Here is a 12,665-nt window from a genome sequence, read left to right as displayed (position 1 = left end):
ACCAGCATGTACACCGTCTCCGACCTGCGCCAACTCCACCTCGAAGTCTCCACTCGCTGCAACGCCGAATGCCCGATGTGCGCACGTAACCTCTTCGGCGCCACCGCCCCCGGCCTCACCGAGACCTCGATGACGCTGAACCAATTCCGCACCTGCATGCCCGAAGACGTCCTGGCCAAGCTCGAGGTGGTCGACATCTGCGGCGCCTACGGTGACCCGGCCATCGCCCCCGAACTGCTCGACATCTGCCGCCACATCCAAGCCACCAGCCCCGCAACCCGGATCAGGATCTACTCCAACGGCGGCCTGCGCACCCCGAAGTGGTGGGCACAGCTGGCCAAAATCCCCGACATCACCACAATTTTCGCTATCGACGGGCTGACCACCAACGAGGTGTACAGGCGCAAGGTCGACACCGACAAAGCCCTGCGCAACGCCACAGCCTTCATTGACGCCGGTGGTCGCGCCCAGTGGGACTACATCGCCTTCGCCCACAACGAACACGAGATCGACGCCGCCCGCGCCCACGCCACCGACCTCGGCTTCGCCGAGTTCCAGGTCAAAAAGACCGCCCGCTTCCTGCGCCCGCTCTACGAACCCGCACCCGAACTACGCCCCGGCGACGGCATCGGCACCGTCCCGATCTACGACCGCACCGGCGAAGTGGTCGGCGAACTGCGGCCGCCCGCTGACGAGCGCCTCGTCAACGAGGTCGTGCTCTGGGCACGCAGCATCGAGGCCCGCGCCGAATACTTCGACGAGTTCTTCGACACCTGCGCCGTTCGATGCCTCGCCCTGGATTCGAGCGCGATCTTCCTCGCCGCCACTGGGCACGTCTACCCGTGCTGCTGGCTCTACGTCCAAGCCACCCTGCCCGAGCTCTACGGCAAACACGCCGCCACCGACCGACAGGTCCACGACCTGCTCACCGACACCGGCGGGCCCGACACCCTCGACGCCGCCGAACACCCACTCGACGACATCCTGACCAGCAACTTCTTCACGGCCGTGGAAAACAGCTGGAGCGCCGATTCCGTCGCAGGAGGAAAGCTCAAGGTGTGCTCGCGAGTCTGCGGCGAAGGGTTCAGCGCCTACCGGCGCCAATTCGACCGTCCCGACCTTGTTCCCTGACCACAGCCTGCGAACGAGACGTTCATCCGATCACGAGGGTAAGGAATGATGACAACATGACCGAGACCTCGTCGTCTGCGTCGACTCCGCCGAGCTGGCCTCTGCAGCCCGGCTACCGCGAGGATCTGTTTCGCGGGACGGCGGAGTACTACAGCCGGTATCGCCCGGCTTACCCTGAGCGCCTGTTCGAGGACCTACTCGCTCGTACGGGTCAGGGCGGCCTCCTCATCGACCTTGCCTGCGGCACAGGCGAAATCGCGATTCCACTGCACGACCGGTTCGCCCACGTCCAGGCTGTTGACCTCGAACCCGACATGGTCGAGGTCGGCCGCCGCAAAGCCATCGAAGTCGACGCGACCAATATCGACTGGAGCGTCGGCAGAGCCGAGGATTTGGTGGTCACCGACCCGGCACAGCTGGTCACGATCGGCAACGCCTTCCATCGCCTCGACCGACCGATGATCGCCGAACGTGCCGGTCAGTGGCTGGATCCGGGCGGTTTTCTGGCGATTGTGGGCAGCAGTACACCGTGGAGTGGAACCGAGTCGTGGCAGGCCATCGCCGTCGACGTCGTGGCCCGATGGTCCGGCGAACCGGGACGCCCTGCGAGTCCGGCGACAGCGACGGCTGACAGCAGCGCCCCTCCTCGGCGCACCCACGAAGAGATCCTGCGGGAGGCCGGGTTCCTCGACGTCACCGAGTACCGGTTCCCGACACCACACGCTTGGACGGCGGACGAGTTCCTCGGATTCTTGTGGTCGACCTCCTACACCGCCTCGATTCGTCAGAACCCCGCTGTCGCTGAAGAATTTGAGAAGGACCTTCGAGCGCAACTTCTCGAGTGCGAGCCGTCCAGACAGCTACAGGAGTCGATCGCGCACTACTACATCCTCGGCCGCAAACCCAATGCCCGATGAGTGCTCGGCCACCGGACCAGGACGTATCTTCGACTAACGACCGGGAGCGGCCCGTAGAAATCTGTCGTGAACGAGTCCGTCGAGCCGGGGAGATCAGGGCCGCGATCGGAGCCGAGTGGATACGGCACACGGATGATCGACCGCGCCGAATCGACGTCATCCGGGGAGAAACGGGCACCACCTGGATCTTCGTAGTCAGAACTGTGATACCCATGCCCGTCCGACTCAGTGTCCTGTTCGGGGAGTGGCTGTACCGCGGTTTGCGCTGCGCCGGGGATTCGGTCCCACTGGGAGTGGTGCCAACTGGATGTGCGCACCGCCGAGCGCTATCTTGAGTCCTGTTCAGCACTGCTGCGCCTTTTCGAGCTGGCCGACGGCCGCGTAAGCGCTGACAATGTCGGGCACCGGGTGCAGCGTCACGCCGGTGTCGTTGACGTGGTGGTGGTCAATTTCGGGCCGCCACCAGTGCACGCCGACCAGACCGGGTTCCAGGAGCGTATACGGGGCGAGCATCGATCGGATGCACTCTTCGCTACGCGGGTAGTAGCCGATCCCGGCCAGGCACAGGTCTTCGGCGGCCCGAGCGATGGCATGGTTGTCGAGATCGCCGGTGATGTGGCTGAGCACGAGCCAGGATCCGGCCGGTAGCCCACGAGTCAGATCCGCCAGGACCGCAGGCGCCTCCGCCAATAGTTCGGCGGTTCCGGACAGGCACACCGCCATCGGTGCGGACATGTCCATCACCGCGGCGATGTGGTCGAGGACCGCGGCGGTGTCGGTCAGGTCGGCTTCGGCGAAGCTGGCGTTCGGCGTGACCAGCAGCGCGCGGGCGTAAGTAGCTACGAACCGGTCGTTGTCGATGTAGAGCGTGCGGGCGTTTTCGTTGGCTCCGGTGGCGACGTCACCGATATCGGGGGCCCACGGGAGCCCGCAACCGAGGTCGACGATCTGGGTGACCTGGTGCTCGGTGACGAGGTGTTCGACCGCGCGGACCGCGAATCGGCGTGATTCGTGTACGGCGACCCGGAGCCGTTTCGGCATGGTTTCGGCGAGAAGGCGGTCCGGTTCGTGGCTGTCCTTGCCGCCGAGCAACGCATTGTGAACCCGTGCCGGGTGGGGATGTGGCACTTGCCATCCTTCATTCGTAGGCGTTCAACAGGTTTCAGTCGGTCAGGAGCGTGCGGACGTGGTCGAGTCGTCCCGCCCCAGGAGGTGTGATCGCGCTCAGGATCCCGTAATGGGGATCGCGCGGATTCGGCTGTGCCGCTGTGTTGCCGGGAGGTGTCCGGAGTCGTTGTGCCGCACCAGGACTGCGCGCTGACTGGCGGGTGACCACGGGGCGGGCACCAGATCCCAGGTCATGATGGCGGTGTGGTCGATCGCCAGCTTCGATCGGCCCCGGGAGTCAGTCGGTAGCCCCAGCATGACCTCGTGGACGGCCATGAGGTTTTCCGTGGACCCGAACGCGAGGATGTGTTCGCCGGGGTGCCGTCGGACGAGCTCACGATCGCGGTGCGTATCGAGGCGTGAAACGCTGTCATCGGCTCAGCGCCTTCGGCGATCGGACGGTCCGGGTGCAGCGCGGGATGCGCGCCGCAGAACTCATCGAACACCTCGCGCCAGCTGCGCCCCTCGGCCGCTCCGTAATTGGCGTACCGCCACGAAGGGATGTGCCGGATCTCTAGCCCGAGTATCTGTGCCACGGGCTCGGCGGTCTGCATGGCCCGTGCCAGGAGGGGCGAATAGATCTGTGTGATCGGGTCGTCGTAGTGATCGAGCTCGATCCGTCGGGCCAGACAGTCGGCTTGCTGATGGCCCAGCTCGGTCAACCCGGTGCAGGTGTTCTCGCCCCGGATCTGCTGAGCCACATTCGAGTTCGAGTGGGCGTGCCGGACGAAACTCAGTCGCGTGCTGACCGTCTTCCCGAGGTCATCAGCCTGGATCGTCATTGTCATCCTCAGTTCCTCTGCACGCTCAGGGCGTTTGCATGGTCATCGGTAGGCGATGCTGGTGATTTTGGTGTCTGCCCGAGCTCACTTCCGGGAGAGTTCCACCAGGTGTGGTCATGTGAGTTGGGGGTGGTGCCCCCGGAGGCCGGGAAGTTGGCGGCCTCCGGGGGCATTTCCCCACCCTCGGACCGGCGCGGCTCGGGGGTCGCCGGGTGGTCCGAGGTATTCAGGTGGTCTGTGAAAGTCGCATTCGCGGGAAGCGGATCGGAAGGTGTGGGTGGCCCCGGAAGTCGTCGGGAAACAACTTACGGGGCTGCCTTCGCACGGGCCGGGCACGGTGTCTCGGCGGCTCACCGGGCAGTTTCGGCGCCGGATTGGTCCGCGGTGCCACTCGCTTCTGCGTGTTGATCACCGCGCGCCGTCCGCTTCCGAGCGACACGGCAGTGGTCGGCGAGGTGTGGGGAGCTGGCGGGCGCCGAGCGCGAGCTCGACACTGAGGTGGGTGTAGGCGTCGAGAAGTTCAAACAGCTGCGGCGCCGCGGGCAGATGCTCGGTGCCGTCGCGGTGATCATCTACTTCGATCCACAGTCCAACCACGCGCGAGAGCACCGCCCCGACCGACTCCGAATGCCGGGGCGCTGTCGCCTGGGGGACCACGGATCTGGCCCTGAGCCGCCGTGCGACCTCGCAGTCGATCGCGTACACGGTGTGCTCGATGTCGGACGCAGCTACGCACGCTAATTCGGCAGCCTCCGATACCGCCGCCGACGGAAGCCCTTCGATGGCCAGATCGGCGGCAGCACTGCGGTGCAGCCGATGATGGGCGTGAAGTTCTCGCAAGGCGGTGACCAGCTCAGGTCGCCGGTGCGGTATCAGATCGTCCGGGTTGATCAGGACTGTCAGCACGGTGGTGACACTCGGCAGGATCGGGTGAACGTCAGGTCTGGTCATCAATGCGCCCCCGCGGTCGAAAGCTCGTATCGGATAGGGATGTGGGTGATCAGGTCGGTCCACTGATCGGCCAGGGCAGCGCAGGCAGTCCACGCGGCATGCACCGCGTCGCCCGCCGGGTCGGTCGTTGCCAGCAGCTTCCGTGCGCGTGCTCCGGCGCGGGTCATCTCGTCGACGAGCGCACCGACCGACAGCGGCACTGAGTGCGTGGCGGTACCGAGGTTGTTCACGATCCATCCATCGATCGCGTCGACCAGGCCCCGGCGTCGCTGGGCCGCCACCATGGGGCGGTAGATTGTCCAGCGCTTGCGATGCAGTTTCGCCAGGGCACAAGCCAATTGGGCGATCGGATGCTCACCTGCGGCCGCGGGCCCACAGAACAGCGCCGCGTTGAGCTGGTGCCAGTTGGGCAAATCGTTCGGCGTGTTCATGAGCACGGTGGTCATGCCGATTACCGCCGCGGTGAGAGTTCGGCGCACAGCTTGATCGCGTGCACGACAGCGGATCCGGGCGGCAGGAGATCCGTCGGCGAGCTGATCCAATGCCGATCGACTTCGCGCTCACCCTTCGGGGTCGGCAGAGCGATCTCGCCACCGCCACGCACGACCGATACGTAACGGCGGAACAGCCCCGCGTAGGTGGCCGTGGTTTCGTCGATGTCGGGCCGGACCATGACCGTCCAGCGGCCCGACCGTGGATGCGACCCTGTCGGGCCGAACGCAAGGCCGCTCTCACTCAGCTTTCTACGGACCTGTGGGGCCAGCTGCGAGGGCAAGATCACCGCGCCGAGGCGCGAGTTGGCGAGGACGAAGATTCGGCGCACGTCCGGGCGCACGATCGCGTCGATACCGCACGAGCGGTAGTACGAACACCGGGCCTGCAGCGTTTCGCTGTTGGTGACCGGAAGAACGGTGGCGGCGGGCGTGGAATCGGTGAACATCGCGGGCCCCTCAGTAATCGGTGCCATCGCTCACGTACGCATACGCGGCGATCGCGGGAAGACAGTCCGGACCGTGCCCGCCGTGCACACGGTCGACCGCGGCCACGTCGGCGGGACAGGCGAATTCGCCGGGATCCTCACGGCAGTCCCATGCGCGTTTCGTCGACGGCGGTGTGGCCGGATCGATGTGCACCATGTCGGCTCCTGAACTGGGTTTCTCCGTCGCCCGAGGCCGCGTATTCTCGAGGTGAATCCGGTGGGTCGCGTTGGGCGAGAACGTATTTCTCAGCGTGTCCGATGCGCGCGGATGATCCCAGCGGAAACGACCGACGGAACCTGTACAGAACCTGTACGAAACCCGTACGGTTTCCCACAACTGGTTGCAGCTGCAGACAAGGGGCGAGAATGATCGTCAGCAAATGGACAGCAGCACACGTGTTTGCGCTGCGCGAGTACGCGCTGCGGGAAGAAAAGGTCGAGTTCGCCAAGCGACTGGGATTCACCGTCGACGCCGTCACCAAGTGGGAGCGCAGCGCCACATTGGAGAGACCGGTACGGGGCGAAAGCGCCAGAGCGCTCGATACTGCTCTCGAAATGCTGACCCCCACCCAACTGGCACGCATGTGTCTGGCACCGGGAATCGAGGATGAGGTGAACCGCAGGCAATTCGGCTTCGGCACGGCGGCGATCGTCGGCGCGACGCTAGTGGTCGACTCCGCCACGGCACAGGCTTCGGTGTCGGGGCAGCGAATTGGATTCGACGATGTCCGTGCGCTGGTCGACTACACCGAGGCAATCGAGCAACGCGACCAACGTGAAGGCGGCGCCTTCCTCGTCGACGAGGCACGCATCGCGCTGGCAGTAGCCCGCCAGCAGCTCGATGTTGCGATATGCGACCCGATCACCGGTACAGCGGCGGCGAGCGCGGTCGGCAACCTCGCCACCATCACCGGGTTTCTGGCCTACGACGCTGACGACCAGGATCTGGCGCGCGAATGCTATTCCGCTGCAATGGACCTAGCGAGCAGGTCCGGCGACGACGAGCTCACCGTTCACACCCTGTGCAACAGAGCCACCCAGGAAATCACGCTGTCGAGAGAAGGCCGCGGCGGCAACCCGTATCTCGCGCTGCAGAATATTGCACGCGCCGAACACCTCGCCGGGGGTTGGCGGCCAGGCCGCATCCACGCACTCATCCGTGTGCGAGCTGCCCAGGCGCACGCCCGAATCGGCGACGCCGATGGATTCCGCATCGCCATGGATGATGCGCATCGAGCCCTCGACGCCGCACTCAACACCGAGCTGATCACCCATTGCCCGCGCTGGTTGCGGTTTGTCGATCCTGCCGAGCTCGCAGGGCATGAAGCCCGCGCCTACTCCGACCTCGGCGACCACCGTGCCGCACTGAATCTCTACGAGACAGCCCTGCAAGGCCAAGGCCGCCGCAACACCGCCAATGCCGCCGCGTGGCACGCCAACACCCGCGCCGCGGTCGGCGACCTACAAGGGGCACTCGAAGCCGCTGAACCGGTCCTGCTGGCGATGGAAGGCTCCGGCTCGGGCCGCCCCGCAATCAGGTCGCCCCGAACACTGCGAGTGCTGGCGCCAATCCGCCAAATCGCCGGCGCGGGCGATGGCTTCATCGACCGATACAACAAGCTCGACAAGCCCGACAAGAAGGCGCTTTCCGCATGACCGACAGGATCTTCCGCCGCTACGACGCAGCTGAAGCCCGCGCACATCGCGACCTAGTCGAAGATGTGTACCGGCGCGCCTACAGCGCCGCGATCGCAGCCGACGACCCGTTCGAATCGCCGGAAGCGTTCATGACGCGTTTCGACGCCTACACCGCGCCGGACCGAGCGAGCAGATTCGAACTGGTCACCGTCACGGTCGATAACACCGTCGTCGGCCAGACCTGGGGATGGCCACTTGGACCAAACTCGGCGTGGTGGCGCGGACTTCACCTCGATGACCCAGACACCGACCACACCGCATTCATCGACGAGTCTGGACAAAGGACCTTCGCGCTCAGCGAGATCATGGTCGACCCGGAATACACCGGCCAGGGCCTCGCGCACTCTCTCCACGACGAGCTCCTGAACGCGCGGTCCGAAGAACGTGCGACCCTGCTCGTCGACCCCGAGAATCCCGCCGCGTACACCGCGTACAGGAAGTGGGGCTGGGCGCGAGCTGGAACATTGACGCCGGACTGGCCAGATGCGCCGACATTCGATGTTCTGATGTTCAAACTTGGCCGGTAGAGCTACGGCCAGATCAACCGTCGAACCGCGTGCGCATCGTTCCAGATAGGAATGCTTCGCATTTGCTGAGGCGTAATGTGGCCTGCGAGGGCCGATCTCCCCCCATCGGTCCGAACGCGTAGGTGGCGTCCCCATGCCATCTACGCCATCATCGAGCCGCCGAAGCCTACCTCCCCCCCAAGGCTTCGGCGGCTCGTCCATCTCCATTGGGAAGCCTGATAGCTTCCTGACTGACCCACTGGCGCAACGGCACCGCGATCGTGCCGTTGGAACTCGTGTACGCCACCTCTACCTCGCCGATCCAAAATCCGAGGCGGACGCGCAGCCACCGGTGCAAGGTGGCCGGGAGCCAGCCCTGATCCAACCGCAAATCGAGACCACCAGCAGAGACCCCGATTGCACGCTTGTTCGCTCGAGGCCACTGCTTGGGCAGCACGATCACCGCACATGGGTCGACTTCTACCGACAGTGGCCTCGACAGCCACCTCATCATCTCGTGATTGCTGAGTGAGCGCGTCATCCGGTGTGAGCCAGTGTCAGAGGTGCGATGTCGGGATGATTCCAGCGGGTCCGACCGCCATGTCCGCGCAGCACGACTCGCCCTCGTCGAACGCAGCGGCCGCCGGCGAGGACATCGATGTCGAGGTCGATCTTGCTGACTCTGCCGCGGCCGCGCCCCAGCCCATAGGTCGGACGCCGTTGGATACGCAGGTCAAGGTGCGCCTGTCTGGCCCAATCGGCGCGGGTAGCGACAAGGATCGCACCTTTGGCGCGCAGCCGACCCCGCAGCTTTTCGAAGTCAGCCGGTCGAATATGGGCCCGGGGCAGATCAAACACGATCACATCGACGCCATCGGCCAGAACTCCCGCCACCTCCGCGGCGCGCTCATCCGGGGTCGAGATCACCGCCAGGCGCTCGAGCACAGCGCCCATCTCCCAGGCGGCAAGCAACCCGATCTGAGGCTCGGTCGGATCGGTAAGAACCGCGGCATGCCGACCAGACGCGGTCGCCCCCGCGAGAAGCCCGCACAGGACAGCCCCCCGCGGGCAAGTGACCATCGTGCCGCGCGCCAGACCATGATCGGGAAGTAGCGCGCCGAGCGGCCCCTCGATAGGAAGGATGTCGTGGCCAGGTACCGGTGTCCGGGCCGAAGATCCCGCACGCGCGGGGATAGCGTCCATCTGCTGACGCAGACGGGCGAGCCGCTGGTCGAGCGGCAACGCGGCGAGGTCCGTCCCCGTCGACCCAGTGCCCAGTCCAGTCGAACGCATGTTCGAAGTATCCCACATCGGTCGGCATCCAACAGCCGCGACCTACTGGCGTCTTACCCGACAAGGCGGGCCAACGCAGAGACATTCAGAACGTCAATGAGGATCAAGGGACCTCGGGCGAGACGGGTATGGTAACGAAATATCCCGCGCCGGAACCGAATACGCGCGGAATTGTCCGCTCGTCCGCACAGGAATTCCGTATAAAAATAGACCGTCAGGCGAGCTGATATCGCCTGACGGTCTATCTCTTATTTCAAACTCAGTAGGTGGTGCAGACATTGACACCAGCAGGGCTGATGCACGGGTCAGCCGGCATCTGCTGTTCCTGCTGGGCATCCCAGTCTTCGAGCTGGGGGTTCAGGCCCTGCTCCGGGAAGGGCTCGCCTTCCCAGCCACCCTCGACGGCCAAGGCGTTACCGGCGGTCACGGTCGCCATACCGCCCGCAAGCGCGGCGCCGAGCAGGATCGCGGCTGCGAACTTCTTCATGATGATCTCCTTCTCTTTCCTGATTCCCTCATGCGTATTGCGCATGCGTATTGCGGCTGCTATCCGACGGTTAATTTCCAGCAGCTAATGCCTAGTTCGGAATGATCCCGGAGGGATCAGTCGGCTGAATGTGGTCGTCCCAGAGCCACGGCTCCGGAACCGATCCGTCCTGCGGGTTGTGCATGGGTGCAATCTGGCAGGTGTTGGTGACGTGGCAGTCGTTGTAGTAGTCCTGCCAGCTGCCGTATCCCGCCGGAACCTGGTTCGCAGACTGGCCGGGGTCCTGGCTCATGTCCTGAGCCGAGGCCACACCAGCGCCGACTCCGGTGATGAGGCCGATGCCAATGAAAATCGTGGCTGCGATCTTCTTCACGCGCACTCTTCTCTCTTTGTTGGGCCCTCTAATATCGGGGAAGAGTCGGGACTACAAGAGCTGGATGTTCTTGTGAGGGGCACTTCATCCCATAGCTCTTTCTCGACTCGAATTGAATCGCAAAGATATTCTCTCCCCCTTAACAAATGTTTAACAGCTTCAGAAATGGCCACGTCAATACAACAAATGCGGCGTTCTTGAGTTATTGAAATCTTGAGTTATTCTAACGCTTTGGGGTATTACGGCCAGCCCGTTGCTCGCCGTAATCCCGCAGGACTTTCAGGCTTCCTCCAGCGGAAATGGAGGAGTCTGTCGCCGTGGAAACGCCCTACCCTGGATCTGTCTCAACAGGGGGCATATCCACAAGCGGCGGCCACGGGGAAGGTGCCGACAAATCGCATCTCAGCCCAGCATCCGCGTCCGAGCTGGTGATCGATGCGCAGGCCGGATCTGCCCACCCTGCGACAGGTGACGATACGACAGGCATCGCCCAAACATCGACCATGAGAACTAAAGCGCCAGCAACGTTGCCGACACCGAACAGAAGCTGTACGAATTTGCTCTTCATATCCCCCTCAGTTCCGACTATAAATGCTCCTCATGCCCACCCATCGTGCACGACTCGAACTGAACCGTGCAGACCTTTCCACGTTCTTAACGGGTACTTTCAAAGGTCTTCAGCCGGGGCCCTAAAAACATCGGTATCACGGTTTGGCCCCACTGGGCAAATATGATATCGGCAACCCCCTCTGATGAGTCCAGCCGGGCCCATCGCAATCTCGACCCGGTCATCCCCGTCGAGAGTGTAGCGCAGGCGGAAACGGGGTCAAGCGATGGTTGCTGTCGGCGTGTGCACCCCACCGTCCATAGAGCCGTCTATCGAAAGATCGTGCCGCCACGCCGTTTTCGGATGCCTCGCCCTGCGGCGTAGGCCGCTCGCCGCGGGACCGGCAGAACGGAACTATCCGGACAATTTGGGCAATATGTTTGAGAGTGGATCCAGCTAGGTAACCTATTGTGCCCTCACGTCCCATCTGGGAGTCGATATGGGCGTATGACCTGCGGAAATGTGAGGTGCGCGGCGTCGGCTAACGCTTGAAGAAAGCATGTGGTTAGACTCTTGACCGCAAGTAGACGGAATTCATTGTCGGACTACTCGCGAGCGTGATCGAGGGACACGAGAGAGTTTTATAACCTCGCTGTGGGGGTTATCAATGACGGGGAGATTGATGAAACTGAAGTCCGCGATGGCGGGTTCAACCATGGTTGCTGCCATTTGCCTGGGGATGTCGGGCACTGCCCACGCCGAAGTCGTGAATTTCGCTCCGAAGAGCGAAAATTTCACCACAGGTGACGGTTGGGACGTCACCATCCGACTCGAAAACGAGAGCTGGAACAAGCTCGCACCGCAGAACATGGCAGGCACGAGCCGCCAAGGTCAGGCGACCGTTCGCGGCGTTGTCGATGTGACCGGCGCAGGCGAGACCGAACTCAAATCAGCAGTGATGCGCGTCGGCTACATCATCGGCTGCTTCGCCAACCTGAACTCCGTGACCGCTAGCGCCGCAATGACATTGGGCCCCTCGGTCGGTATCAACACGATCGGCCCCACCGCCGGATTGGGCGGAAACATCGGACCGACCATCGGCATGTCAGCGAGCCCGGGTGAGATCAAGGCCTACTCGATGCAGGAGAAGACCCTCGCCTCGACGCACTCCTTCGCCGAGATCAGCGGCGTGAACGTCAACATCGATGGGTGCCTTGGCCCTGCTCAGGTTCGGTCCTACGCTGTACTGACGATCGATAGCAAGGCCGGGAAGTCCACCAAGGAGATCTACGGCGACCTGTTCGCGATCTAGGAAGAAGTCAGCCCGATGAAGAACCGAAGATCCAAACTAGGTTTGCTCGCGGCCACCTTCGCAGTGCTCTCCGGTATGGCCATCGCGACCGTCCAGGCAGCACCGAGCGAGCTGAACATCCAGCCCGAACCGGGCCCCAGCCAGGGCAAAGACCTCCCGACGGCGCCGAGCATCACGGTGCCGACCAACCCCGGCACCGGTGGTGGTGGGACGACGCCGACCGGATCGCCGTCGACACCTCCCGAACCGTCGTCGACCGCGGTACAGGAGGCTCCGACCACACCGAAGGCGCCGACTTCCACCGAGTCGTCGACCACCAAGAAGAAAAGCAAGCCGACCCCCGGTCAGGAGTTACCCGAGCTCGGTCGCCAGCCCGGTAACCCGAACGCTCCCGGCGCTGACTGGGCGCCCGCACCCCAGTAACACCTCAACGCAGAGTTGGGGCGGCCCCGCGCGCGGGGGGCCCGCGCCGTGGTGTGTGGGGGGGGCGGGCCCCGCGGACCGCGCGACCGCCCCCCCCCC

At 64.1% G+C, this 12,665-nt stretch carries 15 protein-coding genes; 6 read left to right on the top strand and 9 right to left on the bottom strand.

Annotation, left to right across the window (positions count from 1 at the left end; genetic code table 11):
• The first annotated feature begins 6 nt into the window (after window positions 1-6).
• On the top strand, window positions 7-1,131 hold the full coding sequence (locus ACFWPX_RS29685; protein WP_378930940.1) for a radical SAM protein: 1,125 nt from the start codon (window positions 7-9) through the stop codon (window positions 1,129-1,131).
• Between the two features lie 56 nt (window positions 1,132-1,187).
• Window positions 1,188-2,048, top strand: coding sequence for a class I SAM-dependent methyltransferase (locus ACFWPX_RS29680; RefSeq protein ID WP_378930938.1), 861 nt, complete (start codon window positions 1,188-1,190; stop codon window positions 2,046-2,048).
• Between the two features lie 342 nt (window positions 2,049-2,390).
• On the opposite strand, the gene ACFWPX_RS29675 is transcribed toward ACFWPX_RS29680, so the two are convergent.
• The 6 genes from ACFWPX_RS29675 to ACFWPX_RS29650 form a co-directional block, all read right to left on the bottom strand.
• A complete protein-coding gene (locus tag ACFWPX_RS29675; protein ID WP_378930935.1) occupies window positions 2,391-3,176 on the bottom strand; it encodes an SAM-dependent methyltransferase in 786 nt (261 codons plus the stop codon).
• A gap of 230 nt (window positions 3,177-3,406) precedes the next feature.
• Complete coding sequence (locus ACFWPX_RS29670) at window positions 3,407-4,003, bottom strand: histidine phosphatase family protein (protein WP_378930934.1); 597 nt, start codon at window positions 4,001-4,003, stop codon at window positions 3,407-3,409.
• Window positions 4,004-4,405: 402 nt separating this feature from the next.
• Window positions 4,406-4,948 carry a hypothetical protein gene (locus ACFWPX_RS29665; protein WP_378930932.1) on the bottom strand — a complete coding sequence of 181 codons (543 nt, stop codon included), beginning with the start codon at window positions 4,946-4,948 and terminating at the stop codon, window positions 4,406-4,408.
• Entirely contained in the window at window positions 4,948-5,394 is a 447-nt protein-coding gene (locus ACFWPX_RS29660) for a DUF4254 domain-containing protein (RefSeq protein ID WP_378930930.1), read from the bottom strand. Before ACFWPX_RS29660 ends, ACFWPX_RS29665 begins: the two co-directional genes overlap by 1 nt.
• A 5-nt stretch (window positions 5,395-5,399) precedes the next feature.
• Window positions 5,400-5,888, bottom strand: coding sequence for a DNA-directed RNA polymerase subunit beta (locus ACFWPX_RS29655; protein WP_378930928.1), 489 nt, complete (start codon window positions 5,886-5,888; stop codon window positions 5,400-5,402).
• A gap of 10 nt (window positions 5,889-5,898) precedes the next feature.
• The gene (locus ACFWPX_RS29650) at window positions 5,899-6,084 is read right to left on the bottom strand and encodes a hypothetical protein (protein ID WP_378930926.1); all 186 of its coding nucleotides are present in this window, start codon (window positions 6,082-6,084) and stop codon (window positions 5,899-5,901) included.
• Window positions 6,085-6,293: 209 nt separating this feature from the next.
• On the opposite strand from ACFWPX_RS29650, the gene ACFWPX_RS29645 reads away from it, so the two are divergent.
• Both ACFWPX_RS29645 and ACFWPX_RS29640 read left to right on the top strand, forming a co-directional pair.
• Window positions 6,294-7,583: a hypothetical protein gene (locus ACFWPX_RS29645; RefSeq protein ID WP_378930924.1), complete on the top strand. Its 1,290-nt coding sequence runs from the start codon at window positions 6,294-6,296 to the stop codon at window positions 7,581-7,583.
• On the top strand, window positions 7,580-8,152 hold the full coding sequence (locus tag ACFWPX_RS29640; RefSeq protein ID WP_378930921.1) for a GNAT family N-acetyltransferase: 573 nt from the start codon (window positions 7,580-7,582) through the stop codon (window positions 8,150-8,152). The genes ACFWPX_RS29645 and ACFWPX_RS29640 overlap by 4 nt, the downstream gene beginning before the upstream one ends.
• 516 nt (window positions 8,153-8,668) lie before the next feature.
• Here the strand turns inward: ACFWPX_RS29640 and ACFWPX_RS29635 are convergent.
• From ACFWPX_RS29635 to ACFWPX_RS29625, 3 genes are all read right to left on the bottom strand, one after another.
• Window positions 8,669-9,424, bottom strand: a complete 756-nt coding sequence (locus ACFWPX_RS29635) for a hypothetical protein (RefSeq protein WP_378930919.1) — start codon at window positions 9,422-9,424, stop codon at window positions 8,669-8,671.
• Window positions 9,425-9,683: 259 nt separating this feature from the next.
• Entirely contained in the window at window positions 9,684-9,911 is a 228-nt protein-coding gene (locus ACFWPX_RS29630) for a hypothetical protein (protein WP_378930917.1), read from the bottom strand.
• Window positions 9,912-10,002: 91 nt separating this feature from the next.
• The gene (locus ACFWPX_RS29625; RefSeq protein ID WP_378930915.1) at window positions 10,003-10,284 is read right to left on the bottom strand and encodes a hypothetical protein; all 282 of its coding nucleotides are present in this window, start codon (window positions 10,282-10,284) and stop codon (window positions 10,003-10,005) included.
• Between the two features lie 1,229 nt (window positions 10,285-11,513).
• On the opposite strand from ACFWPX_RS29625, the gene ACFWPX_RS29620 reads away from it, so the two are divergent.
• Both ACFWPX_RS29620 and ACFWPX_RS29615 read left to right on the top strand, forming a co-directional pair.
• Entirely contained in the window at window positions 11,514-12,143 is a 630-nt protein-coding gene (locus ACFWPX_RS29620; RefSeq protein WP_378930913.1) for an MspA family porin, read from the top strand.
• A gap of 15 nt (window positions 12,144-12,158) precedes the next feature.
• Window positions 12,159-12,566 carry a hypothetical protein gene (locus ACFWPX_RS29615; protein WP_378930910.1) on the top strand — a complete coding sequence of 136 codons (408 nt, stop codon included), beginning with the start codon at window positions 12,159-12,161 and terminating at the stop codon, window positions 12,564-12,566.
• Window positions 12,567-12,665 lie beyond the last annotated feature (99 nt).

Origin of the sequence: Nocardia sp. NPDC058518 (genome assembly GCF_042719655.1) — a bacterium.
Taxonomy (GTDB): Bacteria; Actinomycetota; Actinomycetes; order Mycobacteriales; family Mycobacteriaceae; genus Nocardia.
This window is presented reverse-complemented; position numbering and strand designations above follow the sequence as displayed.